32 protein-coding genes and 1 tRNA gene are annotated in these 24,955 nt (G+C 69.9%); 15 read left to right on the top strand and 18 right to left on the bottom strand.

All coding sequences use genetic code 11. The features are described 5' to 3' along the window. Positions 1-7 precede the first annotated feature (7 nt). The 4 genes from ACMGFI_RS11850 to ACMGFI_RS11835 all read left to right on the top strand — a co-directional run bounded on the left by ACMGFI_RS11850 (position 8) and on the right by ACMGFI_RS11835 (position 2,468). Entirely contained in the window at positions 8-238 is a 231-nt protein-coding gene (locus ACMGFI_RS11850) for an AbrB/MazE/SpoVT family DNA-binding domain-containing protein (protein WP_436909845.1), read from the top strand. Between the two features lie 66 nt (positions 239-304). Beyond that, positions 305-583 (top strand): DUF433 domain-containing protein, encoded by a 279-nt coding sequence (locus ACMGFI_RS11845; protein ID WP_436909844.1) that lies wholly within the window; start codon positions 305-307, stop codon positions 581-583. A 2-nt stretch (positions 584-585) separates the two neighbouring features. After that, entirely contained in the window at positions 586-933 is a 348-nt protein-coding gene (locus ACMGFI_RS11840) for a DUF5615 family PIN-like protein (protein ID WP_436909842.1), read from the top strand. Positions 934-974: 41 nt separating this feature from the next. Continuing rightward, entirely contained in the window at positions 975-2,468 is a 1,494-nt protein-coding gene (locus ACMGFI_RS11835) for a replication factor C large subunit (protein ID WP_436909841.1), read from the top strand. Between the two features lie 2 nt (positions 2,469-2,470). On the opposite strand, the gene ACMGFI_RS11830 is transcribed toward ACMGFI_RS11835, so the two are convergent. From ACMGFI_RS11830 to ACMGFI_RS11820, 3 genes are all read right to left on the bottom strand, one after another. Next, positions 2,471-2,779, bottom strand: a complete 309-nt coding sequence (locus ACMGFI_RS11830) for a hypothetical protein (RefSeq protein ID WP_436909840.1) — start codon at positions 2,777-2,779, stop codon at positions 2,471-2,473. 46 nt (positions 2,780-2,825) lie between these two features. Continuing rightward, entirely contained in the window at positions 2,826-3,131 is a 306-nt protein-coding gene (locus tag ACMGFI_RS11825) for a hypothetical protein (protein ID WP_436909839.1), read from the bottom strand. Positions 3,132-3,198: 67 nt separating this feature from the next. Further along, positions 3,199-4,044, bottom strand: coding sequence for a COX15/CtaA family protein (locus ACMGFI_RS11820; RefSeq protein WP_436909838.1), 846 nt, complete (start codon positions 4,042-4,044; stop codon positions 3,199-3,201). A 305-nt stretch (positions 4,045-4,349) separates the two neighbouring features. On the opposite strand from ACMGFI_RS11820, the gene ACMGFI_RS11815 reads away from it, so the two are divergent. Continuing rightward, positions 4,350-6,614: an NADP-dependent malic enzyme gene (locus tag ACMGFI_RS11815; protein ID WP_436909837.1), complete on the top strand. Its 2,265-nt coding sequence runs from the start codon at positions 4,350-4,352 to the stop codon at positions 6,612-6,614. A gap of 36 nt (positions 6,615-6,650) precedes the next feature. Here the strand turns inward: ACMGFI_RS11815 and ACMGFI_RS11810 are convergent, their stop codons facing one another. Beyond that, positions 6,651-7,517 carry a DUF7351 domain-containing protein gene (locus tag ACMGFI_RS11810; protein WP_436909836.1) on the bottom strand — a complete coding sequence of 289 codons (867 nt, stop codon included), beginning with the start codon at positions 7,515-7,517 and terminating at the stop codon, positions 6,651-6,653. Between the two features lie 185 nt (positions 7,518-7,702). On the opposite strand from ACMGFI_RS11810, the gene ACMGFI_RS11805 reads away from it, so the two are divergent. Together ACMGFI_RS11805 and ACMGFI_RS11800 are read left to right on the top strand one after the other, a co-directional pair. Next, positions 7,703-8,110, top strand: a complete 408-nt coding sequence (locus ACMGFI_RS11805; RefSeq protein ID WP_436909835.1) for a DUF5788 family protein — start codon at positions 7,703-7,705, stop codon at positions 8,108-8,110. A gap of 69 nt (positions 8,111-8,179) precedes the next feature. After that, entirely contained in the window at positions 8,180-8,539 is a 360-nt protein-coding gene (locus tag ACMGFI_RS11800) for a hypothetical protein (RefSeq protein WP_436909834.1), read from the top strand. Here the strand turns inward: ACMGFI_RS11800 and ACMGFI_RS11795 are convergent. After that, on the bottom strand, positions 8,536-9,201 hold the full coding sequence (locus tag ACMGFI_RS11795) for a ribonuclease H family protein (protein WP_436909833.1): 666 nt from the start codon (positions 9,199-9,201) through the stop codon (positions 8,536-8,538). The genes ACMGFI_RS11800 and ACMGFI_RS11795 overlap by 4 nt on opposite strands. A gap of 149 nt (positions 9,202-9,350) precedes the next feature. Here ACMGFI_RS11795 and ACMGFI_RS11790 point away from each other — a divergent pair, with 149 nt between their 5' ends. Beyond that, positions 9,351-10,286: a DMT family transporter gene (locus tag ACMGFI_RS11790; protein WP_436909832.1), complete on the top strand. Its 936-nt coding sequence runs from the start codon at positions 9,351-9,353 to the stop codon at positions 10,284-10,286. 83 nt (positions 10,287-10,369) lie between these two features. Here the strand turns inward: ACMGFI_RS11790 and ACMGFI_RS11785 are convergent, their stop codons facing one another. Together ACMGFI_RS11785 and ACMGFI_RS11780 are read right to left on the bottom strand one after the other, a co-directional pair. Further along, positions 10,370-10,621, bottom strand: coding sequence for a DUF8028 family protein (locus ACMGFI_RS11785; RefSeq protein WP_436909831.1), 252 nt, complete (start codon positions 10,619-10,621; stop codon positions 10,370-10,372). A 244-nt stretch (positions 10,622-10,865) separates the two neighbouring features. Beyond that, the gene (locus ACMGFI_RS11780) at positions 10,866-11,297 is read right to left on the bottom strand and encodes a DUF8009 family protein (RefSeq protein ID WP_436909830.1); all 432 of its coding nucleotides are present in this window, start codon (positions 11,295-11,297) and stop codon (positions 10,866-10,868) included. 185 nt (positions 11,298-11,482) lie between these two features. On the opposite strand from ACMGFI_RS11780, the gene ACMGFI_RS11775 reads away from it, so the two are divergent. Further along, entirely contained in the window at positions 11,483-12,073 is a 591-nt protein-coding gene (locus ACMGFI_RS11775; RefSeq protein WP_436909829.1) for a HalX domain-containing protein, read from the top strand. Between the two features lie 60 nt (positions 12,074-12,133). On the opposite strand, the gene ACMGFI_RS11770 is transcribed toward ACMGFI_RS11775, so the two are convergent. Beyond that, positions 12,134-13,120, bottom strand: coding sequence for a DUF7972 family membrane protein (locus ACMGFI_RS11770; protein ID WP_436909828.1), 987 nt, complete (start codon positions 13,118-13,120; stop codon positions 12,134-12,136). Between the two features lie 154 nt (positions 13,121-13,274). Between ACMGFI_RS11770 and ACMGFI_RS11765 the strand changes: the two genes are divergently transcribed. Continuing rightward, on the top strand, positions 13,275-15,488 hold the full coding sequence (locus ACMGFI_RS11765) for a copper-translocating P-type ATPase (RefSeq protein WP_436909827.1): 2,214 nt from the start codon (positions 13,275-13,277) through the stop codon (positions 15,486-15,488). A gap of 18 nt (positions 15,489-15,506) precedes the next feature. Here the strand turns inward: ACMGFI_RS11765 and ACMGFI_RS11760 are convergent, their stop codons facing one another. The 5 genes from ACMGFI_RS11760 to ACMGFI_RS11740 form a co-directional block, all read right to left on the bottom strand. After that, the gene (locus ACMGFI_RS11760) at positions 15,507-15,839 is read right to left on the bottom strand and encodes a DUF411 domain-containing protein (protein ID WP_436909825.1); all 333 of its coding nucleotides are present in this window, start codon (positions 15,837-15,839) and stop codon (positions 15,507-15,509) included. 375 nt (positions 15,840-16,214) lie between these two features. Further along, on the bottom strand, positions 16,215-16,412 hold the full coding sequence (locus ACMGFI_RS11755; protein ID WP_436909824.1) for a CopZ family metallochaperone: 198 nt from the start codon (positions 16,410-16,412) through the stop codon (positions 16,215-16,217). A gap of 124 nt (positions 16,413-16,536) precedes the next feature. Beyond that, positions 16,537-17,271, bottom strand: a complete 735-nt coding sequence (locus tag ACMGFI_RS11750) for a hypothetical protein (protein ID WP_436909822.1) — start codon at positions 17,269-17,271, stop codon at positions 16,537-16,539. Continuing rightward, positions 17,268-18,017, bottom strand: coding sequence for a hypothetical protein (locus ACMGFI_RS11745; protein ID WP_436909820.1), 750 nt, complete (start codon positions 18,015-18,017; stop codon positions 17,268-17,270). The genes ACMGFI_RS11750 and ACMGFI_RS11745 overlap by 4 nt, the downstream gene beginning before the upstream one ends. After that, positions 18,014-18,832, bottom strand: coding sequence for an ABC transporter ATP-binding protein (locus tag ACMGFI_RS11740; RefSeq protein ID WP_436909818.1), 819 nt, complete (start codon positions 18,830-18,832; stop codon positions 18,014-18,016). Before ACMGFI_RS11740 ends, ACMGFI_RS11745 begins: the two co-directional genes overlap by 4 nt. A 355-nt stretch (positions 18,833-19,187) precedes the next feature. Between ACMGFI_RS11740 and ACMGFI_RS11735 the strand changes: the two genes are divergently transcribed. Further along, the gene (locus tag ACMGFI_RS11735; RefSeq protein WP_436909816.1) at positions 19,188-19,556 is read left to right on the top strand and encodes an SHOCT domain-containing protein; all 369 of its coding nucleotides are present in this window, start codon (positions 19,188-19,190) and stop codon (positions 19,554-19,556) included. Beyond that, positions 19,553-20,215 (top strand): hypothetical protein, encoded by a 663-nt coding sequence (locus tag ACMGFI_RS11730; protein ID WP_436909814.1) that lies wholly within the window; start codon positions 19,553-19,555, stop codon positions 20,213-20,215. The genes ACMGFI_RS11735 and ACMGFI_RS11730 overlap by 4 nt, the downstream gene beginning before the upstream one ends. 34 nt (positions 20,216-20,249) lie before the next feature. Here the strand turns inward: ACMGFI_RS11730 and ACMGFI_RS11725 are convergent. Beyond that, positions 20,250-20,384: transfer RNA gene (locus ACMGFI_RS11725), tRNA-Met, on the bottom strand. 179 nt (positions 20,385-20,563) lie between these two features. On the opposite strand from ACMGFI_RS11725, the gene ACMGFI_RS11720 reads away from it, so the two are divergent. Beyond that, positions 20,564-22,165 carry a DUF7115 domain-containing protein gene (locus ACMGFI_RS11720; protein WP_436909812.1) on the top strand — a complete coding sequence of 534 codons (1,602 nt, stop codon included), beginning with the start codon at positions 20,564-20,566 and terminating at the stop codon, positions 22,163-22,165. Between the two features lie 45 nt (positions 22,166-22,210). Here ACMGFI_RS11720 and ACMGFI_RS11715 read toward each other — a convergent pair whose 3' ends face one another. Further along, the gene (locus ACMGFI_RS11715) at positions 22,211-22,570 is read right to left on the bottom strand and encodes a DUF5830 family protein (RefSeq protein WP_436909811.1); all 360 of its coding nucleotides are present in this window, start codon (positions 22,568-22,570) and stop codon (positions 22,211-22,213) included. Between the two features lie 110 nt (positions 22,571-22,680). On the opposite strand from ACMGFI_RS11715, the gene ACMGFI_RS11710 reads away from it, so the two are divergent. Beyond that, the gene (locus tag ACMGFI_RS11710) at positions 22,681-23,355 is read left to right on the top strand and encodes a TVP38/TMEM64 family protein (RefSeq protein WP_436909809.1); all 675 of its coding nucleotides are present in this window, start codon (positions 22,681-22,683) and stop codon (positions 23,353-23,355) included. Here the strand turns inward: ACMGFI_RS11710 and ACMGFI_RS11705 are convergent. The 3 genes from ACMGFI_RS11705 to ACMGFI_RS11695 all read right to left on the bottom strand — a co-directional run bounded on the left by ACMGFI_RS11705 (position 23,349) and on the right by ACMGFI_RS11695 (position 24,383). Further along, complete coding sequence (locus ACMGFI_RS11705; protein ID WP_436909807.1) at positions 23,349-23,465, bottom strand: HVO_2523 family zinc finger protein; 117 nt, start codon at positions 23,463-23,465, stop codon at positions 23,349-23,351. The genes ACMGFI_RS11710 and ACMGFI_RS11705 overlap by 7 nt on opposite strands. 63 nt (positions 23,466-23,528) lie before the next feature. Further along, complete coding sequence (locus ACMGFI_RS11700; protein ID WP_436909806.1) at positions 23,529-24,188, bottom strand: rhomboid family intramembrane serine protease; 660 nt, start codon at positions 24,186-24,188, stop codon at positions 23,529-23,531. Between the two features lie 3 nt (positions 24,189-24,191). Continuing rightward, entirely contained in the window at positions 24,192-24,383 is a 192-nt protein-coding gene (locus tag ACMGFI_RS11695; protein WP_436909804.1) for a hypothetical protein, read from the bottom strand. Between the two features lie 143 nt (positions 24,384-24,526). On the opposite strand from ACMGFI_RS11695, the gene ACMGFI_RS11690 reads away from it, so the two are divergent. Continuing rightward, on the top strand, positions 24,527-24,937 hold the full coding sequence (locus tag ACMGFI_RS11690; protein WP_436909803.1) for a cobalamin B12-binding domain-containing protein: 411 nt from the start codon (positions 24,527-24,529) through the stop codon (positions 24,935-24,937). Positions 24,938-24,955: the final 18 nt, after the last annotated feature.

Raw genomic sequence — 24,955 nt, 5'->3', positions numbered from 1 at the left:
TATGGATATGCCCGAGGCGACGCTGGACGACACGGGCAGGTTGACGCTGCCGGAGGAGACCCGGGAGCGGTACGGCGACCGCTACTGGGTCGTCGAACTACACGACGGCATCAAACTCGTCCCGGTTGCCGACGACCCGCTCGACGCCCTCAAGGAGGAGTTCGCGGACGTCGACGAGCCGGCCGGCGAACTCCGGGATCGAGCACGCAAGGAAGGGCTGGACGGGGTCGGTAGATAGGCCGACCGCGAGAGACGCCAATCCGCGGCCGGAAGTTTATACCTGAACAGGGAGTAGACAGTACCGATGGCCGATATCGTTCGAACCGAAGGCGTCCTCGGCGGTGACCCTCGAATCGAGGGCACTCGGGTCAGCGTCCTGCACGTCTACGAGCTGGTCGTGGAGGGGGACCATCCGCCCGTCGACGTGGCGGACCAGCTCGATATCTCGCTCGGTGAGGTGTATTCGGCGCTGGCGTACTACCACGAACACCCGGAGGAGATGCGCGAGGTGCGGGCTGCACAGGAATCGGCCGCCGCGACGCTCCGTGAGCGGTCGCTCTCCCCGCCCGAACCTGCGAAGTGACGATGTCCGTCCTGACGGACGAACACGTCCCGAGCGTGTTTATCACGACGCTCCGGTCGAACGGTCACGAGGTCGTCGAAGCGAACGATGTCTTCGGTGAAGCGACCGACGACGGACGGCTACTCCGGTACTGTGGCGACAACGGTCACGTCCTGATCACTCACGACAAGAAAGACTTCTCGGGCGAACTGACCGACGCGGTCGACCACGCGGGACTCGTGGTCTACACCGACTCGAACTATCTCCGGGACGACCCGGAAGGCGCCGTGCGAACGCTCGAACGCGTCTTCGCTCACTATCCGCCCGAGGAGATACGCGGCGAACTCGTCTGGCTGGACCGGTGGCGGTAGCTTCGAAACCACTAACCCCCTCACACGCCTGTCTTCTTCCAATGGACTGGACGGAGAAGTACCGGCCCTCGTCGCTCGACGAGATCCGCGGCAACGACAAGGCCCGCGACGCCCTGCAGGAGTGGGCCGACACCTGGGAGGACCACCGCGAGGCGGTCGTGCTCCACGGGTCGCCGGGGATCGGCAAGACCTCCGCGGCCCACGCCCTCGCCAGCGACAAGGGGTGGGCGACCATCGAACTCAACGCCTCGGACTCGCGGACGAAGGACGTGATCGAGCGGGTCGCCGGCGAGGCCGCGAAGTCGGGGACGCTCACCGCCGGCGAGGCCGGCCGCCGCGTCGTCATCTTAGACGAGGCCGACAACCTCCACGGCAACGTCGACCGGGGCGGGTCGGCGGCGATCACCTCGCTGGTCAAGGAGGCCAGCCAGCCGATGATCCTCATCGCCAACGACTTCTACGAGATGTCGTCGGGCCTCCGCAACGCCTGCCGGGAGATCGAGTTCCGGGACGTGTCCAAGCGCTCCATCGTCCCCGTCCTCCGGGATCTGTGTCGCAAGGAGGGCGTCGAGTACGACGACGAAGCGCTCGACCAGATCGCGGAGATGAACAGCGGCGACCTGCGGGGCGCGATCAAGGACCTCCAGGCGATGGCCGAGGGGCGGGACCGCATCGGCGCCGACGACGTGGTCACCGGCGAACGCGACAAGACGGAGGGCGTGTTCGACTACCTCGACACCGTGATCAAGGAGGCGGGTGCCGAGGAGGCGCTGAAAGCGTCGTACGACGTGGACGAGACGCCGGACGACCTGATCAACTGGATCGAGGACAATATGCCCAAAGACTACGAGGGCGAGGAGCTGGCGGTCGCCTACGACTTTCTCTCGAACGCCGACCGCTGGCTCGGCCGGGTGCGCGCGACGCAGAACTACACGTTCTGGCGCTACGCGACCGACAACATGACCGCCGGCGTGGCGGCCGCCCGCCGCGAGCCCAAGGGCGGGTGGACCCGCTACGGCCCGCCGAGTTACTGGTCGAAGCTCGGGCGCTCGCGGGGGACCCGGAACAAGCGCGACTACGTCGCCCGGCGGATCGCCGAGGCCGGGGGCGTCAGTATGTCGACCGCCCGCCGGGAGATCCTGCCCCACCTCTCGGTGATGACCCACCACTGCAAGAACCGCGAGCTGACCGTCGCGATGGCCGCGAAGTACGAGCTGGACGCCGAGCACGTCTCCTTTATCACCGGTAGCGGCGAGGGCACCAACAAGGTCCAGTCGATCGTCGAGGACGCCGAGCGGCTGCGCGAGGAGACGGCGGTCGAGAACGCCGGCGGCGCCTTCGACGACGCCCGCACCGGCGAGAGCGACGAGGGCGACGGCGACGGGAGCGACGGCGCCGACGAGCCCGCCGTCGACCCCGCGCAGGCGGCGCTGGACGGGGCCGACGGGAGCGAGCCGGCCGACGAGGGCGGCGACGCCGCGGACGAGGGCGATACGGACGACGACTCCCAGTCGGGGCTCACCGACTTCATGTAGGGCTACTCGGCCGGCGCGGGGTCGCCCGACCGGCGCCGCACCCGCCAGGAACGGCCGACGAGGGCGATCCCGACCACCGCCGCGAGGGCGGCCAGGGCGTCGAGCGCGAGCGCGAGTCGCGGGGACGACGCGACCGGAGTCGCGTCGGTCACTTCGACGACCGTGGCGGCGAGGACGGTCAGGTAGATCCCCGCGGCGAACGGCCGTTTCCACGCGGGCATCCCGCCGCGGCGACGCCGGAGAGCGACGAACAGCGGCGGAGCGGCCAGGAGAAACGCGACGTTCAGGACGACGATCGCGCGGAGCGACATATCGAACGGATGACCCGCCGGCGGCAAGTGTGTTGCGGCCGGCCGGTCACCCGCTCGCCGCGGCCGCGTCCGCGCCGTCCCCGCTGCGCCAGCCGCGGTACGAGAGGTAGACCCCGGCGACGAGACAGAGGAGCGCGAGCGCGCCGAGACCGTACTGCAGGGCCGTTCCGTTGACGACCGGGGCGGCGCCGGAGACCTGGATCAGCCCGTAGGCGAGCCACGTGAGACACATTCCGGTGGAGAGCGTCAGCCGCCGGCCCGCTATCTCACCCCGCCGGTACCGGACCGCGAGCAGTCCGAGCAGGAGGAGGTACGCGACGACCAGCGCGTAGTCGACGACGTCGGGGACCATCGAGTGAGCGTCGGTCGGCCGACGACAAATGTCTGTTGGGCGTGAGGTCGGCGGAGCGGTACCGTCGTCAGTCGACGCGCTGGGTGCCGAAGCCGCCGGAGTCGGCGACGGTGCGGTCCGTGACGACGGCGAGACCGACGACGAGGGCAGCGAGGAGGAACGTCGTCGCGGTTCCGACGGTGTCGGGGACGCCCCAGAGGTGGCGACTCAGCACCATGTCGACGTAGAGGACGGCGGCCCCGGCAGCGGCGACCGCGCGGAACCGCAGGAGGTTCGCGGGGTCGACGGCGGACTCGCTCCAGACGAGCAGGACGACGAACGCGGCGAGCAGGGCGAACGAGGCGGCGTAGTAGGCGACCTGGTTGGTCGGCTGGTGGCCGAAGACGGGGACGAACTCGAAGACCGCGTGGAAGGCGACGAGCCCGCCGGCGAGGCCGGCCAGCGTGCGGACCCACTGGACGCCGGGGGCGCCGTAGATCCGGGCGGTCGCGTAGACGAGGAGCGCGAAGATGACCGTCGCAGTGGTGAAGTGGGCGGTCATGATCGCGGGGTTGAACCCGCGGGGGAACAGCCCGCCGGCGGTCGTGGTGACGCCGCCGAGGAGGATCTGGACGGGGAGGACGGCGATCGCGGCGGTGACGGCGTAGCGGACGCGGCGGTCGTCCTGCCAGCGCCAGGCGCCGTAGAGCCAGCCCAGCAGCAGGAAGCCGACGACCATCGCGACGAAGCGGTGGAACCACTCGAAGAAGCTCGCCCAGTTGGCCGGGAACAGTCCCATCCAGCCGTTGCACAGCGGCCACCGGGTCCCGCAGGAGAGGCCGCCGCCGGTCGAGCCGGTGTGCAGACCGAGCAGGATGAGGACGAACGTCAGCGCCGTCGTGACGCCCGCGAGGGTGCGGAAGCGACGGGTCATGCGCGCCGGTTCGTCCCGCACGGACTTCACTCCCCTCATTTCGTCGCGGCCTCGCCCGGCGATCGACCGCCGTTCCGGGCGAACTCGGTCGGAGCCGGGCCGGGAGCCGAACCCGTGCAGTCGGCCGCGGGTGAACGGAGTCCCCGTCGCGTTCCCGGTCACCGAACGGTTCTCTGCATCCGGATCCAGCTTCGCGGCCTCTCGACGGTGAAATCCTCGGCTTCGGGAGTTCGACGAACAGCGAACAACTTCCCGTCATTTGGCCAAACGCGAAAGTTTTTGCCCGGGCCGTCCGCGGATCACGTATGGGACTCGACGAGGACGCACTGGAGTATCACCGGACGGAACCGCCCGGCAAACTGGAGATCGCGACGACGAAACCGACCAACACCCAGCGGGATCTGCAGCTGGCGTACTCGCCCGGCGTGGCGGCGCCCTGCCTGGAGATCGACGAGAACCCGGCCGACGCCTACGAGTACACGGCGAAGGGGAACATGGTCGGGGTCATCTCGAACGGCTCGGCCGTCCTCGGGCTGGGCGACATCGGCGCGCAGGCCTCAAAGCCCGTGATGGAGGGCAAGGGCGTCCTGTTCAAGCGCTTCGCCGACATCGACGTCTTCGACGTGGAGCTCGACGAGACGGACACCCAGGCCTTCATCGACGCCGTCGCCGCGATGGAGCCGACCTTCGGCGGGATCAACCTGGAGGACATCAGCGCACCGGAGTGTTTCCGGATGGAGAAGGAGCTCCGTGAGCGGATGGACATCCCCGTCTTCCACGACGACCAGCACGGCACCGCTATCATCTCCGGGGCTGCCCTGCTCAACGCCGCCGAGATATCCGGGAAGAGCCTCGAAGACATGCGGATCGTCTTCTCCGGAGCCGGCGCCAGCGCCATCGCGACCGCCCGCTTCTACGTCTCGCTGGGCGCGAAGAAGGAGAACATCCTGCTGTGTGACTCCTCGGGGATCATCACCGAGGAGCGCGCCGAGGCCGGCGACGTCAACGAGTACAAGCGGGAGTTCGCCCGCGACGTGCCCGAGGGCGACCTGGCGGACGCGATGGACGACGCCGACGTGTTCGTCGGCCTGTCGATCGGCGGCATCGTCGACCAGGAGATGGTCCGGTCGATGAACGAGAACCCGATCATCTTCGCGATGGCCAACCCCGACCCGGAGATCACCTACGAGGACGCCAAGAACGCCCGCGAGGACACGGTCATCATGGGGACGGGCCGCTCGGACTACCCGAACCAGGTCAACAACGTGCTCGGGTTCCCCTTCATCTTCCGCGGGGCGCTGGACGTTCGCGCCACGGACATCAACGAGGAGATGAAGCGAGCCGCGGCTGAGGCCCTGGCCGAGCTCGCCCGCAAGGACGTGCCCGACGAGGTCGTCAAGGCCTACGGCGACCAGCCGCTGCAGTTCGGCCCGGAGTACATCATCCCCAAGCCCGTCGACCCGCGCGTCCTCTTCGAGGTCGCGCCCGCAGTCGCGCAGGCAGCGATGGACTCCGGTGCTGCCAGGGCCGAACTCGACGTCGACGAGTACGTCGAAACGCTCGAAGCGCGGCTGGGCAAGTCCCGCGAGATGATGCGCGTGGTGCTGAACAAGGCACAGAGCGACCCCAAGCGACTCGCACTCGCGGAGGGCGCAAACGAGAAGATGATCCGCGCCGCCTTCCAGCTCCAGGAGCAGGGCATCGCCGAGCCCGTCCTCATCGGCGAACGCGAGGAGATCGAAAGTACTCGGGCCGACCTCGGTCTGGAGTTCGAACCGGAGGTCGTCGACCCCGAGAACGGCGACTACGAGGAGTACGCCGAGCGGCTCTACGAGCTGCGCCGCCGCAAGGGCATCACCCGCAGCGAGGCCGCCGAGCTCGTCGAGAACGACACCAACTACCTCGCCAGCGTGATGGTCGAGCGGGACGACGCCGACGCGATGCTGACCGGGCTCACGCACCACTACCCCTCGGCACTGCGCCCGCCGCTGGAGGTCATCGGCACGGCGCCCGACGCCGACTACGCGGCCGGCGTCTACATGCTCGCGTTCAAGAACCAGGTCGTCTTCTGCGCGGACACGACGGTCAACCTCGACCCCGACTCGAACGTCCTCTCGGAGGTCACCAAACACACCGCCAACCTCGCGCGCGACTTCAACGTCGAGCCCCGTGCCGCCCTGCTGTCGTACTCGAACTTCGGCAGCGTCGAGAACGAGGGCACCGCGAAGCTCCGCGACGCCGTGGGCGACCTCCACGACGACCCCGAGGTCGACTTCCCGGTCGACGGGGAGATGCAGGCCGACACCGCCGTCGTCGAGGACATCCTCAACGGCACCTACGACTTCGCCGACCTGGAGGACCCGGCGAACGTCCTCGTGTTCCCGAACCTCGAAGCCGGCAACATCGGCTACAAGCTCCTCCAGCGGCTGGGCGGCGCCGACGCCATCGGCCCGATGCTGGTCGGCATGGACAAGCCCGTCCACGTCCTCCAGCGCGGCGACGAAGTGAAAGACATCGTCAACCTGGGCGCAGCCGCCGTCGTCGACGCCCAGCAACAGGAAGAGGAGTAAGCGTCCGTCTTCGGCGCCGGGGCGCCGATTCCGTCTCTATTTTCGGCCGTCCCGCCGTTCCGTCGAAACGACGGCCGCGTCGCCGTCCAGCGTGACTGCGAGCGTCTCGTCCGGCAGTCGCGCGTCCACGCGGACCCGGAGCGGATCCTCGCCGACGACCGTCTCCGCGCCGACGCGACACCACGCCAGCGTCCAGAAAGGCGTCGCCCGGAGGTCCACGTCCCGGGCGTCGAAGGCGGCGAGAACCGCGGGCTGGGAGAGGGCGGCCGCCCCGACGGGGAACCCGTGCTGGAAGCCGCAGCGCCGGCAGTCGCCGTGGAAGAAGTGGCCGTCCTGTTCGGGCTTGGGCTCGGGGACGACCCCGGGCGTCAGGTCGCCCTCGCACTCGGGGCAGATGCCGCGGCGGATCCGTTCGGCCTGCTGGGAGAGCGCGACGGCGACGCGTTCGACTAGCGCGTCGCCCTCGTGGCCGTCGAGGAGGCTCGGCGAAACCGGGAACAGCAGGGCGTGGTCGTCGACGCCGCAGGTGAGCAGGAGATGGCCGTTCTCGTAGCGCAGCACGAGCGCGTCGCCGCAGAAGGAACACGCACCCGGGACTTCCCGGGGCCCCCAGGTCCATCCGGGGTCGAGGCGCCCGGAGGCGACGGCGGAGACGACCGCCAGGCCGACGCTGGTGACGGCGTACCCCTCCGACCCCTCGGTCACGAGGTCTTCGAGGCGGTCGAGGTGGTAGTTGAAGTTCCCCTTGTCGCGGACGCCGACCCGATCGCGGAGGTCACTGTACGCGACGAACGGCTCGATCGGCGATTCGCGGAACGCCTCGGCGAGCGCCCGGAGGATGGCCAGCCGCGTGTCGTTGCTCACCAACTCGAACGTCTCCGTCGGGCTCGACTCCGCGCCCATGGGCGGCGTTCGGACTCCGGCGACTAAACGCTACTCTCCTGTCAGAGGAATTGGAGCAACGCGCTGCTCCGATCGCTTACGTCCCGTCCACCGGTAGATCCGCCCGTGACGGGCGAACTATCCATCGAGTGTCGGCTCGACGGGACGGTCCGCGAACGGTCGGAACAGCCGGGAGGTGGCGGTCGGTGAACGACCGCGAGCGCCAGCGGCTACTCGACGCGACGCGGCGCCAGTCCGGGACCATCGGCGAACGGATCCCCGAGACGGTCACCGTCGAGGGGGAGGAACTGCCGCTCCGGGAGTTCGTCTTCGAGTGCAAGCGTCTGGAGGGCGTTCCCGAGTCCGAACGGGAGCGCATCGAGGAGACCAAGCGGCGACTCCAGCGCGAGCGGCTGTCGCGCAAACAACGGATCGCCGACGGGGACATCACCCGCGAGGAGGGCGAGGCGCTCGTCGACGAGATCAGGGGTCTCGACCGCGCGATCAACGCGCTGGAGGGTCTGGACGAGCCGGATTACGGCGAGCAGTTGCGGCGCAAGAAGATCAGGGACGCCGAAAAGCTGCTGTCGCTGATCGCTCAGCGCCCGGAGTGACGGGCGGTTCCCGCCGAACAGCCCCGCGCGACACAAGGCATACGTGCCGTCTCCGAGTCGATCGGGACGATGGAGAAGACGGTCGATATCTCGGGGTGGCCGACGCTGGCGTACCAGTATCTGCTGTCCGGTTCGTTCGCGTTCGCGGTGCTGTTCGTCGGAGCGTTCGCGCTCTGGAAGGGACTCGTCGCGCTCGGCGTCACCGTCCCGCGCCCGAACGGCGCGGTCTGGTCGGTCGTCTTCGCGGTCCTCTGGGCGGCCCTGACGGTGAAGTGGGTCCGGCACCTCCGCGCAGCGGACGGCGACTGGTGGGGACCGATCCCCCGCGAGCAGTACCTCGGCCGGTTCGCGGGCGGGGGCGGACTGGCTCGGCACAGCTGGGAGCGGTCGGTCGGAAAGCTGTACGACGACGGGGACGACCGCGACTAGTCGCTCGCGCTGCCGCGGTCGGCGCGCGAGGGCGGCGGGTAGCGGTCGTCGCCGGCCGTGGCGGGGTCGTCGGGGAGCAGACAGCGGTCGGGTTCGCCGTTGACGTGGGCGTACTCGTCGGGGGCGTTGGCGAGCGGGTGGGCGGGGTTGTACCCGCTGTCGATGCGGGCGGCGCGGATCTCCGCGAAGTCGCGCAGGCGCGAGTTGATGCCGCGCCAGTGGAGGCCGATGGCGGGCGGATGGGTCACCGAGTGGGTCGGCTCCAGCTCCGGGTCCCGTTCGGTCAGGACCGTCGCGTTGACGTTCTCGGCGAGCGTGTCGTGGTCGATGAGCACGCCGACGCTCGCGTCCGCCGGCGAGCGGGCGGCGAGCACGTCGAGCCCGAGGTGTAGCGCCCGGTACTCGGCGACGTTGTTGTCGGGGGCGCGGTTCGGCACCGACAGCCGCGCGACGCGCTCGCCGTCGCGGGTCTCGATGACGACGCCGAGCCCGCCGGTGAACTCGCGGGCGTCGTCGCCCGGCGCGGTGCCGCCGGCGGCCCGGTAGGAGCCGTCGGTGGCGAGATAGAAGTCCCGGTGGTGTGTCCGCGGCGGGTGCGCGATGTGGGGCGTCGGTGCCTCGTCGAACAGGTCCCGAAGCGTCGGCCGGCCGTATGCGGCCATACGACCCCTTGGTGGTACGGTAATTTAAACGTACGGGGGATTCGGGAGCCGGTCCCACCCCGGTCGTCCGGTTTCGGCCGGTCCGCCGTCGAGAGACCGGGACGGACCGGACCCGAAAGGTTCAGGGTCGGCCGTCCGAACCTCGGACCGTGTCCACGTACCGGAACCTGGGGCTGTTCCTGGCGCTGTCGGCGCTGTGGGGCTCGGCGTTCGCAGCGATCAAGGCCGGACTGTCGGCGTTCCCGCCGGTCCTGTTCGCGGCGCTGCGCTACGACGTGGCCGGCGTCGTGATGCTCGGCTACGCGGCGCTGCGGGCCGACAGTCCGTACCCGCGGGGGCGCGACGAGTGGGCGACCGTCGCCGTCGGCGCGGCGCTGCTGATCGCCGCCTACCACGCCTTCCTGTTCGTCGGCGAGCAGGGGACGACCAGCGCCGCCGCCGCGGTCATCGTCAGCCTCTCGCCCGTGCTGACGACGGTGTTCGCCCGCGGCCTGCTCCCCGACGAGCGGCTGTCGGCCGTCGGCGTCGCCGGTATCGTGCTCGGGTTGGTCGGCGTCGCAGCCGTCGCCCAGCCGGATCCGGCGACGCTGCTGAGCAGCGAGACGCTGCCGCAACTGCTCGTGTTCGCCGCGGCGCTATCCTTCGCGCTGGGGAGCGTCCTCACCACCTACGTCGACGCCGGCGTCGAGATCGAGACGATGGAGGCGTGGTCGATGCTCGGCGGCGCCGGCCTGATGCACCTCGTCAGTCTCGGCCTGGGGGAGTCGTTCGCGGCGATCACGTGGTCGCCGACCGCGCTGTGGTCGCTGGCGTACCTCTCGGTCGGGTCGAGCGCGGTCGGCTTCCTCGTCTACTTCGACCTGCTGGAGCGGCTCGGTCCGGTCGAGATCAACCTCGTCTCCTACGTCGCGCCGCTGTTCGCTGCGGTCACCGGCTTCCTGTTCCTGGAGGAGGTCGTCGACGCCTGGACCGCGGCGGGCTTTTGCTGTATCTTCCTCGGGTTCGCCCTGATCAAGCGGCAGGCGCTCAGACGGGAGATCCCACGGCTGCGAACGGCGCTGTCCGGCCGCGAGGAACGCCGGTGATGGGTCGCGGTCGGCGGTTCCGAGGAGTGGCCGACCGGCGGGGCGGCCGTCCGGCTGGAGGGGACCGGGCGACCGCTCGCCGGTCAGTCCCGGTAGTGGGGGTGGCCGACGAGCAGCGCGACGACGTTCAGCGCCAGCAGGGCGAGGAACGCGTCGGTGTAGGGCTCGGCGGACAGCCCGGTCGCCAGCAACAGCGGCAGGTGGAGGAACGGGAGTGCGACGGCCGCCCAGAAGGCGGTGGCCGTGATCGGTGCGACGACGCTCCTGCCGACATCCGGGACGGCGATGTCGGCCGTGTCGATCGAGGGCGTCAGACCGGACGTGCGACTTGACATACGGGGCACCTCGTACTTCCACGATATCGCGGTATTACCTTATAACCGTCCGAGCCTTCCGGTGATTTCACAACGTTTCACGCGCTCGCGGCGCGCGTAGTGGTCGTTTTACGCGTCCCGGTGTCGTTTCATCGACGAACGAGAAGCCGCGAGACGTTTTATCGAGACCGCTCCGCCCGTCTCGTCGGTCGGTTGACGTGTCCAGTGCCATCCGTTGGCGAACGTACGGCTCCGGAGAGGCGGTTCAGCCGAGGACCGTCACGTCGACCTCGTGGGGGCCCCGGGGCGTTTCGACGGTCGCGGTGTCGCGGACGTGGTCGACGACCGTCTCGCGCCAGGTCGCCACGGCGGTCTCGTGGCGGTCGTGGTGGCGCTCGACGGTGTACTCCGCGTCGGGATCCGCGCGGAGGGCGTCCTCGGTCTCGGCCGGCCGAGGGTACGAGGGGGCCGCGTCGTCGAGTAGCGCCGCCGGGTCGACGTGGAGCGGCCGGGGCGTCCCGTCGTACTCGCCCGCGGCGACGTGGAGGCGAGCGCGCATCCGGCCGCTGAACGGCGGTGTCGCCCGCAACACCACCGGCCGGTCCCGCTGGATCCGGGCCTCCAAGGCGGCGACCACGTCCTCGGCGGACACCGCCAGCGTCCGGATCCGTCGGGGGTCGTCGGACGTTCGGTCCATCGACGGATCTCTGGACACTCGCACCATAACGCCGTCGATACCGCGCCCCACCGCGGCCATCCCGACGCCCGGCGGACACCGCCTCCCTCGCCGTCAAGTTCTCACACGTGATAATCAATGGGGTGGATTTATACGGTGGTTTGCACGATACTCGATAGTCCGAACGCGAACCGCGTGACTCCACGATGACACCGTCCAAGAGCAACTCCGGGGAGGAAATCGTACTCGTCGTCGACGACGAGCGCGACATCGCGGACCTCTACTCGACCTGGCTGTCGGAGGAGTACGAGGTCCGGACAGCGTACGGCCCGCGGGAGGCGCTCGAAGAGGCGGACGACGCGGTCGACATCGTCTTCCTCGACCGGCAGATGCCGGAGATGAACGGCGACGAGGTGCTCGAAGCGCTGCGCGAGCGGCAACTCGACTGTCGGGTCGTGATGGTGACGGCAGTCGACCCGGACTTCGACATCGTCGAGATGCCGTTCGACGACTACCTGACCAAGCCGGTGATGCTGGACGACCTCCACGGCGCGGCCGAGCGGATGCTCGACCGCGAGAGCTACGACGAGCGGATGCGGGAGTTCTTCTCGCTCGCCTCGAAGAAGGCCGCCCTCGAAGCCGAGAAGGACTTCGTCGAACTCCAGGACAGCGAGGAGTACCAGCGGCTCGAATCGGAGGTCGAGGACCTCCGCGAGGAGGCCGACCGGACGGTCTCGGACCTGGGCGAGACCGAGGACTTCGAGACGCTCTTCCAGGAGTTCCCCGGCGACGCCTGAGGGCGTCGGATTCGGGTCTCTCGTCGACGCGCGACCGCGCAAGCCCGCACCGACCCCCGATCAGGGGCCGTACTCGGATCCGGTGCGGAACGGCGCGATCGCGGCCGTCCGCTGGGCGACCCAGGCCAGTCGCAGGACGAACGCGAAGAGGATTGCCAGCGGCGCGACCCCCAGCAGGAAGCCGGCCGCCGCGACGCCGCCCACGACCTCGACCGGGACGGTCGCCGTTCGCGACGCGTTGTAGAGCACGAGCGCGCCCCCACACGCGAGGACCGCCGGGACACCGACGTAGAGGAGCAGCCGCGAGAGGTACGCAAGCTCCTTCTGGACGTACACCGTCTTGAAGTACTTGCGACCGACGTCGATCTGTCGGAGCAACCGCTCGGTGTCGTCGAGCGCGGGTCCGACCCGGTCGGGGAAGTCGTCGTTCGCGGCGCGGACGGCGGCGATCTCGCGGAGCTGCGCCGCGTGGTTGGTCGAGAGCGTCGCCGCGACCACGGCGAACACCTCCTCGCCCCGCTCGTCGAGCGTCCGGTTGACGGTCCGGGCGTCGTCGACCATCGAGTCAGCGAGCGATCGGAGGCGTCGACGCAGGTCGGCCTCGGCCGCGTCGCCCGCCGCCGTCCGGAGGTCGCGGCTCCGCGCCGCGAGCGACTCGTGGAGCGAGCGGAGAAACGCCGACGGCTCCGAGGGGGCCGCGGGCGTCCCCGTCGCGTCGGCGGCGTCGCGTCGGAACTCGACCGTCTCGTCCAGAGTGGACCGCAGCGACCCCGGCGACCCGAGCTCCCGGGAGAGCACCAGCTGGTTGATCGAGAGCACGACCGTCACGAGCGTGAGGTCGCCGGTCAGCAGCGAACTGAAGAGGAAGTATACCGGGCTCCCCCGTCGCAGCGTGGCGGGCCCGAAGGCGATGACGACGACGGCGAGCGCGGCAGCCGCGGTGGCGACGACGCAGGCGGCGACGGAGAGCCGGTTCCCCTCCAGCAGGAACCAGTTCGCGAACTCGCCGCGGTCGCTCCCGGCCGTCGAAGGGTCGCTGTCACGCATCCGCCCGACGGTACGCCTCACGGCGGAATAGGCGCTCTGCCTCCATTTGCGGCGGGGGAACCGACCGCATCCGCCGTCTCGGCCGGCTCGTCGCCGACCGCTCGTGCAAAGACCCATCTCCGTGGCAGACGTACGACAGACGACGGGACCGACGATGGACGACCACTCACACGACGGCGACGGGGACCGCGGCGACCGCGTCGAACAGGACGTTCTCGAAGACGAGGCCGGGATCGGCGAGAGTCGGTCCGGACACGGCACTCACGGGGCGGACCAGGGTGACCGCGGGAACGAACACACCGGTCACGGAGAAGGTCACACCGACCACGGCGACGGCCACGGAGGGATGCACGCGGGCCACGAGACGATGTTCCGGCGGCGTTTTTTCGTCTCGCTGGTGCTCTCGGTCCCCGTGTTGCTCTACAGCCCGTTCCTCCAGGCGAATCTGGGGTTCTCGGTACCGACGTTCCCGGGGAGCGAGTGGATCAACCCCGTGTTCGCGGTGGTCGTCTTCGCGGTCGGCGGTCTCCCGTTCCTGCGGATGGCCGCGCCGGAACTGCGCGACCGCTCGCCGGGGATGATGACGCTCATCTCGATGGCGATCTCGGTGGCGTTCGTCTACAGCCTCGCGAGCGTCGTCTTCCCCACCCAGTCGGCCTTCTTCTGGGAACTCGTCACGCTGATCGACATCATGCTACTGGGCCACTGGATCGAGATGCGGTCGGTGCGGCGGGCCTCCAGCGCCCTCGACGAACTGGCGAAGCTCATGCCCGACACTGCCGAACGGATCACCGAGGGCGGCGAGACCGAGGAGGTCCCGGCGAGCGACCTCGTCGAGGGCGACCTCGTCCTCGTGCGGCCGGGTGCGAGCGTCCCCGCCGACGGCGTCGTCGAGGCGGGCGACTCCGACGTGAACGAGGCGATGATCACCGGCGAGTCGAAACCGGTCGCGAAGGAACCCGGCGACGAGGTGATCGGCGGCACGGTCAACGGCGACGGGAGCCTCCGCGTGCGCATCGACGCGACGGGCGAGGAGACGACGCTGGCGGGGATCATGCGCCTCGTCGAGGAGGCCCAGGGGAGCCGATCGAAGACGCAGGTGCTCGCCGACCGCGCCGCAGGCTGGCTGTTCTACGTCGCGCTCGGCGCAGCGCTCGTCACTGGGATCGCCTGGACGGCGGCGACGGCCTTCGACGCGGCGGTCGTCGAACGGGTCGTCACGGTCCTGGTCATCGCCTGCCCGCACGCGCTCGGCCTCGCGATCCCGCTCGTGGTCGCGATCAACACGTCGCTCGCCGCCCGCAACGGGATGCTCGTCCGCGACCGGATCGCCATGGAACAGGCCCGGAGCCTCGACACGGTCGTCTTCGACAAGACCGGGACGCTCACCGAGGGGGAACACGGCGTCGTCGGGACGGCCACCGTCGACGGCGTGGACGAGGACGAAGCGCTCGAACTCGCCGCCGCCGTCGAGGGTGACTCCGAACACATGATCGCCCGCGCCATCAGGGAGGCGGCCGACGAACGAGGTATCGACGCTCCCGACGCCGACGACTTCGAGGCGATGAAGGGGCGAGGCGTCCGCGCGGTCGTCGACGGTCGGGAGGTCTACGTCGGCGGTCCGAACCTGCTGGCGCATCTCGACAGCGACGTGCCCGGGGAACTCGCCGCCTTCGCCGACCAGGCCGGCGAGAACGGCCGGACGGTGGTCTTCCTCGTCCGGGAGGGGAACCCGGTCGCGGCGTTCGCGATGGCCGACGTGATCCGCGAGGAGAGCTACGCCGTCGTCGACGCGCTCCACGACCTCGACATCGAGGTCGCGATGCTGACCGGCGACTCCGAGGAGGTGGCCGAGTCCGTCGCCGACGAACTGGGCATCGACACGGTCTTCGCCGAGGTGCTGCCCGAGGACAAGGACGAGAAAGTGCAGGAACTCCAGGACCAAGGGAAACTCGTCGCGATGGTCGGCGACGGGGTCAACGACGCGCCCGCGCTCGCGCGGGCCGACGTGGGCATCGCCATCGGTAGCGGGACCGACGTGGCCGTCCAGTCGGCGGACGTGATCCTCGTCCAGAACAACCCGATGGACGTGGTCAGACTGGTGAAACTGAGTAAGGCCAGCTACCGGAAGATGCAGGAGAACATCGTCTGGGCCGCCGGCTACAACGTCTTTGCCATCCCGCTGGCCGCGGGCGTCCTCGCACCGGTCGGGGTTCTCCTGTCGCCCGCGATCGGTGCGCTGTTGATGTCGCTCAGCACCGTCATCGTCGCGATCAACGCCCAGTTGCTCCGCCGGACCGACCTGTCGGTGCCGGGCCTGTCGGGAGTCCCGGCGTCGGCCGACGCGCGCCCGCAGGCCGGCGGGTGACCGCAGCCCTCGCCGGGGCTACCACTCCCCGAAGACCTCGCCGGTCCGTCCGTCGCCGACGGCGTAGACGGTGAACGGTCCCCGCTTCGTCCCGCCCATACCGGGCGAGCCGGCGGGCATCCCCGGGAGTGCGATCCCGTCCAGGTCCGACTCGTCGCGGAGCAGCTCCGCGACCGCCGCCGCGGGGACGTGACCTTCGACGACCGTGCCCTCGAGCACGACGGTGTGACAGCTCGCCAGTTCCGGCGGGACGCCGTGGCGGCGCCTGACCGTCGTGACGTCCTCGGTCGCGCGCTCCGGGAGGGGCGCGTCGAGGTACTCGCGGAGGTACGAGACGTATCGGAACAGCAACTGCAGCCGGGGGCGCTGTACTGGCGGGCGTCCGCGACCGACAGCGTCCCCGAGAACGACGCCTCGTCTCCGTCGCCCGACAGACAGCCCGCCGCGGCGAGGGCGGCCCCGGTCGCGATGCCCCCGAGCAGTTCGCGTCGCGTGGTCGGTGCCATCGACCGGAATTGGCGGCCCACGGTAATTGACCTCGCGGCGGTTCCCGCGCACCGGGAACGGTCCCGTGGCCGGCGTCACGTCGACTCGACCCGGTGGTCCCGCTCGTCACGTCTCGTGGTGAACACTGCGATCGGTTACCGCCGTGACGAGCCGTATCGATGAGAGTGCTGGACCGGGGTCGTTCGACGCTCCCCGTGAAAATAGTCGCAGTAATCAGTATCAGGCCGACGCTTCGTAGCCGGCGTCTTCGACGGCGGCGACGAGCGCGTCCGGGTCGGCGTCGCCCTCGACTGTCGCCCGTTCCGCGTCGCGGTCGACACTGATCACCTCGACGCCGTCGACCGATTCGAGCGCCTCCTCGACCGACTGCTCGCAGTGTTCGCAGGTCATCCCTTCGACGGTGAGTGTCGTGGACATACGTGTCTCACTACGGTCCGATCGTTTAAGCGGATTTCCGATTCGGATCCGAACTCTCGACACGGGTGCCGGGTTCGGTCCCGAAATCCCGGTCGGGTCGGCGGTTCGTCGGGCCGACCGCCGGTCACTCGACGTCCGTCGCTCGGTAGAAGACGAGGACGCCGACGGCGAGGAGCGCGAGCACGTACAGCCCGGCGCCCGCGAAGTCCCACGCGTCCGCGCTCCCGGTGAACGCCGCGTCGAAGAGCGCGTCCGTCGCGTAGTGGCTCGGGAGCAGGGCCGTCCAGGCGGGCGGGTCGGTCGCCAGCGGGTTCTGGAACAGGAGCACGTCGACCATCGGGGCGAACAGCATCACGTAGACGCCGCCGAGCCGGCCGAGGACGATGCCGACGACGACGCCGAGGATGCCGTAGGAGAGGCCGACGAGTAGCGTCGCGGCGACGAACGGGACGGGAGATTCGGGAGTGAACGCGAGCACGGCGACGAACACGGACGTCCCCGTGACGACACCGGTCCCGAGCCCGAGCGTGCCGACCCGCGAGACGACGAGGTCAGCCGCACCGTAGCCGGCGAGTCGAAGCCTGTCGTCGGCCGCCTGCGACATCTGGACGAGGAACAGCCCCACGATTCCCGAGAGGATGGCGACGGTCACGGGTGTCATGAACGCCGCGGCGAAGTCGGTCATGGGAACCGCGACCGTCGCCCCATCGATCGTCGCCGGGACGTCGACGTCCGAGACCAGCAGGACGAACGCGCCGATGATGTACGCCGGGAGGAACGCGAGCAGCGCCAGCAGGACGGGCGTCCGGCGGAATTCCCGGACGCCCATCGTCACGGCGGTCGCGACGCGGCGGTTCATCGGGTATCACCCCCGGACTCGACCTGGTAGGTGTAGGCGACGACGCTCGGGACCGCGAACAGTGTGAGGTAGGCCAGGGCCGGGAGGAGATGGTCGGTCGCGAGCGATCCGTCGACGACGGCCCGCGTGACGATGGCGTGGGGGTGCGCGAGCGGGGCGAACTGCGTGATACTGTCCTCGATGGCGAACAGGCCGCTCGCGAAGACGTTGTCCACGTCCGCCAGAACGACGAGCAGGAGCGACCCCTCCAGTTCCCTGGGGAGTACGCTGCCGACGACGATACCGAGCAGGCCGTAGACGCCACCGGCCAGTGCGAGCCCGGCGAACGCGGCGACCGGGGCACCGATCGGGTCGTCGACGCGGGCCGCGAGCGCGAGCGTGGAGACGACGCCGACGACGGCGCTGGCGACGGCGACGGTCGCGAACCGCGCAGCGACGAGTTCCACGCCGCGGAAGCCACAGATCGCGAGCCGGCGGTCGGCGTGGCGGGCGCTGATCATCTGGAAGAGGCCGAGGACGCCCGCGAGCGCGGCGGTCGCGAACACGGCGCCGGTGACCCGGCCGACCGTCGCGACCGACCCGCTCACCGCGAAGATCCCCACGTCGGGGAACTGCCCCATGCCGACGCCGTAGATCTGGACCGACAGCGCCGGCAGGACGACCAGCAGGGCGACGGTGAACGGTTCCCTGACGAACGAGCGGGCGCTCGCCCGGATCCCCGCGACGGTCCGGTTGACACCGCTCATTCGCCTTCCCCCTGCCCGGCAGTCGCTCGCTGGCCGCCTTCGGCCCCGGCATCGTCGACGAACGAGGCGGTCCGCTCGCAGGCGACGTCGTCGTCCGTCGGCTCCGGGTCCAGGCCCTCGTCGTCGCCGATCTCCTGTCTGTGGAGGTGGCCGTCGTGGAGTTCGTACACCACGTCGAAGCGGTCGCGCTCGTTGATGATGTGGGAGATGATGGCGACGCCGACGCCACGGGCCCGCAACTCCTCGGCCAGATCCCAGAACGCGAGGAACGTCTCCCAGTCGAAGCCCGTGTACGGCTCGTCCAACAGCAGCAGGTCGGGCTCGTGCATCAGCGCGACCGAGAGGTTAACCTTCTGGCGATTCCCCCCGCTGAGGTGGCGGATCTGGCGGTCGCGGAACCGCTCGAAGTCGAGCACGTCCGTCAGCCACGCCCGCGCCTCGGCGATCTCGTCGTCGGTCATCCCGTAGGCCGTCCCGAACAGTTCGAAGGTCTCATCGACGGTCAGGCGGTCGTACAGCCGCGGTTCCTGTGGACACCAGCCGACTGAGCCCGCCCGTTCGATCTCGCCAGCGTCGTGGTCGAGGACCCCGGCGAGGATGCCCATGAGTGTCGACTTGCCGCTTCCGTTCTCGCCCATGATCCCGACGATCTGGCCGCGTTCGACCCGGAGCGTCGCACCGTCGAGCACCTCGACCGACCGGATGAACGGCAACCGCGAGTCGTACGTCTTCTCGACGTCGGTCGCGCGAACGACCGGCGCGGTCGATCCCTCGTCGGTGGCGGCGCGCGCGCCGCCGGTTCGCTCGGTGGTCATCACACGTGTACCAACGGAACAATGATTGAACCGGATTTCCACTTCCAGAATGAAATTTCTGACGGGGTAGAATTTCAATCCGAAACTCCCCGAGGTATCGATACCCGTCGTGCGCGGTCGCGTCGAACCGTGTCGCTCCCTCCACCGGGCGCTTCGGATCGGGACGGCGACGACCCACACCCTTGTCTCGGGATCCGGGACGGCGGTCCAGGACGAGGGTCCAAATCGTGGGAGCGGATCCCGCTTTCGATACGAAAAGTCGAGCCCCCGTCTGTCTTCCTTTCCCAACGACAATCGCATTGAAGGGTGCCGTCGTAGGCTAGCACAGAGTCCGCCAGCGCGGACCGGTGATACCATGGCCACCGAAACCACCGACCGACGCGTCGTCTGGATCGCACTCGCCGCGCTCGTCGCCCTCGTCGCGCTTCCCGCCCTCGGGATGGGGTTCGGGATGATGGGGTACGGACCGATGATGACCGACCACGGGATGTGGGGAGCGCCCGGAACGGGACCGGGCTGGCTGTTTCTCGTCGGTCTGGCGACGCAACTGCTGTTCCTCGCCGCGCTCGTCGTCGGCGCCTATCTCGTCTACCGTGCGGTCGTCGGGCGCGACGGCGACGGGACTGACCGGGCGCTCGAAGAGCTCCGCCTCGCGTACGCCCGCGGCGACCTGAGCGACGAGGAGTACGAGCAGCGCCGCGACCGGCTCGAATCCGACCGATGACGAGCAACGCGGCATCTCGGACGGCTCGGCCCGGTCCCGCCGACGCGCTTCCACGTCCGCTCGACCGATTCGCGACCTACGGCCCGTACGGCCTCGCCGTCGGGACGGCCCTCTGTCTCCTCGCACTCGTCACGAACCCCGTTCCCGACCCGTCGTTCCCGTGGTTCTCGCTCCCCGAAGCGTACCGGCTTCCCCTCGCCCAGCCCCGTATCGAGCACTGGCCGGTCAGCTACACGGTCGGGATCTGGCTGTGGATCGCCTGCCTCCCGTCGGTGTTCCTCCGCGCGTATGACGCGCTGGGCGACCGGTGGCGGCTGAGCCCCGCGACGTGGCTGCTCGGCCTACCGACCGTGGCGATGCTCGCGCTCACGACGTACTGCCGGTTCTTCTGGCCCAAGCCCGATCCCGCGACCTGGAACGCGCCGTCGTACACGTTCGTCTGCTGGCTATACTGTTCGACGTACGACCCGCTCTGGAGCAACCTCGCCTACGCCGTGGCCGGTCTCGGCGTCGTCGCCACGATAGCCGCGTTCCGCGACGCTCACCGGGCGGTCACCGCGGAGGCCCTCTTCGGGGTGCTCGCGCTCCCGCTCGGGGTACCGGCCCTGTACGACGCGTCTCGGCGGGCGAGCGGCGGCCGCTCCCACACCGAGCGATAGCGCAGTCGCTCGCCGGACGGGTCGACGGAAGGAATGCCCGGGGAGGGCTCCGAACCCTCGATCTCCGCATGTCCCAGGTCCGAGGCTGACGGGCCTCGTGGGGGCATGCCGGCTGCCGCGCAAGGAAACCCTATGAGTGCGGCGCTATGTCCAGCTAAGCCACCCGGGCGCACTCGTCGATACTGTGGTGGCGGCCTTTAACCTTCTCATCTCCGCCGGCGATCCCCCGCGTTCGGCCCGCCGTCCCGTCGTTTCGGTGATCGGTCCGCCGACGGTAGGGTCCGCGCGCAGGCGGGCAGGCGGGTTCCCACCCCCGGATTTATACACCCGGACGGGTACACCTCTGCCATGGACATCCCGGACCTCGTCGAGGGGGCGCTCGACGGCGAGGAGATCCAGGCCGGCGTCTCGCTCGGCGACGAGGACGCGGTCTGTCTCACACCGACGCGAACGCTCGTCTACCGCGGCGAAGGCCTGCTCAGCGACGAAGCGGTCGAGGAGTACTCCCACGATATCGAACAGCTCGCGGTCTCGGAGGGGCGCCGCAAGACGAAGTTCACCATGCAGTACATCGACGGCACCGAGTCGTTCACGGTCCCGGCCAACCGCGGCGAGAAGGTGCTCGAACTGTTCCTCGAGGGCGTCCTCAAGCTCGACGGCGTCATCGAGGCCCGCGAGTCGCTGGCCGGCGTCTACCGCTTCAGCGAACTCACGCTCATCATCGCCGAGGGGCGGCTGATCAAACACATCGGCAGCCAGGTCTGGTCGGAGGACTACGAGGTCTACGCCTACGACGACGTGACGGGCCTGGAGTTCGAGCGCGCCAGCGTCGCGACCAGCATCGCCCTCTCGGTCGACGGCCGTCCCCAGCGGATCAAGGTGCCCAACGACAAGGCGCCCGTCGTCCGGCAGACGCTCGAAGGGGCGCTGTTCAACTACTACGACGTGACGAACGTCGAGGAACTCAACCGCGTCGTCGGCGGGGAAGACGCGGACGCCGGCGGCGTCGACGCCGCGGCCGACGAGAGCGGGGACGGCTTCTCGTTCGGCGACGACTTCGACCCGCTGGTCAGCGACGAGGCCGACCTCGCCGAGTCCGTCGACGCCGACGAGCGCCTCGCGGAGGGCGACGCGCAGGCGACCGACAGACAACCGCGGGACACTGACCGACAACCGGGCGGAGGATCGGCCGAACCGGCCGCGGACCGGTCGGCCGACGCCAGTACCGGATCGGCCGCCGAGCCCGCGACCCGCGGGTCGGAGGCGGCGACCGGGGGCGCCTCGGAGCCCGCACGCTCGAACGCCGACCAGGCCTCGGACGCGAGGAACGACCGGGCTTCGAACGCGGGGAACGACCGGGATTCGAACGTGAACGCGGGGAACGCGTCGGGCGCGAACCGCGAGCGGTCCGGGGGCGACTCCCCCGACCGGCCGGAGACCGGCGCCGAGTCGGCTGGCTCGGAACCGGAGTCCCCGTCGGCGTCAGCCGAGCCCGCCGACTCGGGCGGTGACGCAGTCGACGAACGACGGACCGGAAGCGACGCCGGGGAAGCGGACACGGCCGACGCTTCCGGAGCGGACGCCCAGCAGCCGAATTCCCCGAAAACGGCCCCCCAGCGGGCGAACTCCCGGGAAGCCGACGCGACGGAACCGGCGGACACCTCGCCCTCTGCGGCCGGATCGGCCCAGCCCGAGAACGGTTCCGCCGACCCCGCCGCGGCCGGGGACGCCGGCGCGGACCCGGCCGACACGTCGACATCGAGGTCGTCGGCGTCGTCCGAGACGGCGGGTGACACCGACGGGGCGGAGCCCGCGCCGGTCACGCGCGAGGAGTTCGAGGCGATGGCCGAGCGGCTTGACGAGCTGACCGAGGCGGTCGACCGACAGAACGAACTGCTCAAGCGCCAGCACCGCGCGCTCAAGCAACTGGTCCAGCAGAACTCCGAGTAGGCCGGCAACACTCCGGGTGGCGCGCGGTCCCGGACCCCCGGCCGGTCAGTCCTCGCGCCCGGTCACTTTCCTGATGCACGAGGAGCCGAACGGACCGTGCTCGCCGGCGTCGAACTCGATGAAATAGCCCGTGGTGATGCCGGCGCCGCAGCGCTGGCAGGTGAACTCCCCCTCCCTGCTGACCACGTCGCCGCCCTCGAAGCTGACGTAGTCGCCGGTCGTCGGGACGACGGTGTCGCCCTCGCGGTCGATGACGCCCCGGCGCTCGGCGGTCTCGAGGATCTCCCGGGTGACGGCCGGGTCGCTGGTGACCGTCTCGATGCGGTCGACGGCCTCGGCCAGCGACAGCTCCGCGTGTTCGAGGTTGGCGAGCAGTTCGACGCCCAGTTCGACGCGGTCGTCCACGCCCTCCGGTGGGGTTCCAGGGGACCTAAGCGTTTCCGGGTCCGGCCGCGAGCGCCCGGAGTGTGGCGTCGACCACAAGACTTGTGCCGGCGGGGGCTGGACGGCGAACGATGGCAGTCAGTCGAGCGACGCGCCGGCAACTGGGGGGGTTCGCGGCCCTCGCCGTCGCGCTCGCGGCCGGCGCCGTGGTCTTCTCGCCGGCCGCGGTGCTGGAGTCGCTCGTCGCGCTCTCTGGGGACCCCTGGCGGTTTCTCGCCGTGCTCGCCGTCCTCTACGTCGCCCGGCCGCTGGTCCTGTGGCCGGTCAGCCTGCTCTCGCTGACGGTCGGGTACGTCTACGGCGTGGCGGTCGGGATCCCCGTCGCCGCTGCGGGGCTCGCCGTCTCCACGGCGACGCCGTTTCTGGTCGCCCGTCGGTTCCGGACCGACGAGGGGATCCTCGGGCGGACGGCCGGGGTCGGCGACCGCGTGGTCGCGGCGACCGGCGGCTTCCGCGGGCTCGTGGCCGCGCGGCTCGCGCCGATCCCCTCCGACGTGATCTCCTCGGCGGCCGGCCTCTCGGGGATCTCCCCGCGGACGTATCTGGTCGGGACGCTCGTCGGCGAGACGCCGTGGATCGTCGGCGCCGTCGTCGCCGGCGCGTCGATGCGCACGCTCTCGGTCGAGGGGCTCGACCAGGGGATCGCCCTGGTCGCCGCCGCGACGGCCGTCTCCGGACTCCTGCTCGCCGGCCCGACCTACCGGCTGGTCCGCGAGCGCTACGACCTCGGTGTCGACGTTCAGTAGAGGGTGTCCGCGCAGTCGTAGACGACGCCGTGTTCAGGGCGGACGTACGTGCAGTGACGGTGGGTCGTCGGCCGCTCGCAGACCGGACGGGGTCGGCCGCCGCCGCTCATACCCGACGATCGGATGAGGCGCGCTTGAGTCCTGTTCTCCGGTCGTCCCCGGCGTCAGGCCGACTAGTCGCCCGACAGCAGGACGGCGCTAGTCGGCCGAGCGAGGCCGACGCCGAGGCCGATCACCACGCCGGTCAGGTGCCCGACGACGCCGACCTGCGCGCTCCCGGCCGCGAGCGCCAGCAGGCCGAAGACGGCCTGGCCGGCGATGACGGCGCCGAAGAAGACCCACAGCGGGGTGAACTCGCCGTGCCAGTCGCCGATCGCGACCCGGTAGCGGACGCTGTCGACGACGACCAGCGCCGTCATCGCGAGGACGACCCCGCTGGCGCCGAGCGTCCCCGCCACGCGACCCGACGCACCGAGCGCGACGTACCAGGCGACCTGCGCGCCCGTCGTCACCAGCCCCGACACCGCGGCGAGCGCCAGGAAGCGCCGGCGCCCCAGGCGGCGCTCGACGACGCCGCCGAACAGGAGCAGTTGCACGACGCTCGAAACGAGGTGGCGCGGGTCCGTCGGCAGGTGCGCCAGCGGCGCGAGCAGCCACCCGACCGAGGGCTCGGGCGTCGCGACGAACAGCGCGACGAACGCCGCGTATCCGAACCGCTCCCAGACGTACCACTCGGCTGCGAAGACGAAGACGAAGAGACCACAGAGAGCGAGCGTCGTCGGAACGGTCCGCAGCCAGCGGCGGCCCCGCGACAACGCGGGGGCTTCGTCCATCCCTCACCACTCCGACCGGCCGCAGGACTCGCGGGTCTCACGGCGCTCGGCGTAGTACAGCGACAGCGAGCCGCGGTCGGGACACTCCGGACGCTCGTCGGCGTCGACCAGTTCCTGCCGGTGGCCCGCCGCGGTCTGCGCCCCCTCTGGACCGGGGAAGCCGCTCTCCCGTTCGAGAGACGCGGTGGGGATCACGAATTCGCGATCGCTGCAACCATGATATCGGTTCTTCGGTCCCTCACAGGTACACTGGCAGAGACAGAGCTATTTTAGTACTTCGACGACCGGCGAAGAGCATAAACGGCGGCCGCGACTATCTCCGTTCTAACTCGGTCACTATGGTACCCGAACAAAAGAGCCCACCCATTCGTGTGCTGGTCGCAAAAGTCGGCCTCGACGGGCACGACCGGGGGGCGAATGTCGTGGCGCGAACGTTTCGGGACGCCGGCTTCGAGGTTATCTATTCGGGCCTCCACCGGACGCCGGAGGAGATCGCACAGATGGCGGTCCAGGAGGACGTGAACGTCGTCGGTATCTCCATCCACTCCGGGGCCGAGCACACCCACGTCCCGAAGATCATCGACCACCTGAAGGAGTACGACGCCTTCGACGACACGCTCATCATCGTGGGGGGGATCGTCTCGGACCACGACCACCTGCGGGACCTCGGTGTCGAGGAGATATTCACGCCCGGGACCCCCCTGGAAGAGACGGTCGACTTCGTCCGCGAGAACGCCCCCAGGCAGTGACGCGGCCCGAGAACCCGG

The organism is Halosimplex marinum (genome assembly GCF_051414075.1).
In the GTDB taxonomy this organism is placed as follows: Archaea; Halobacteriota; Halobacteria; order Halobacteriales; family Haloarculaceae; genus Halosimplex; species Halosimplex marinum.
The sequence above is the reverse complement of the archived record's forward strand: the minus strand, read 5'-3'. Positions and strand labels throughout refer to the sequence as shown.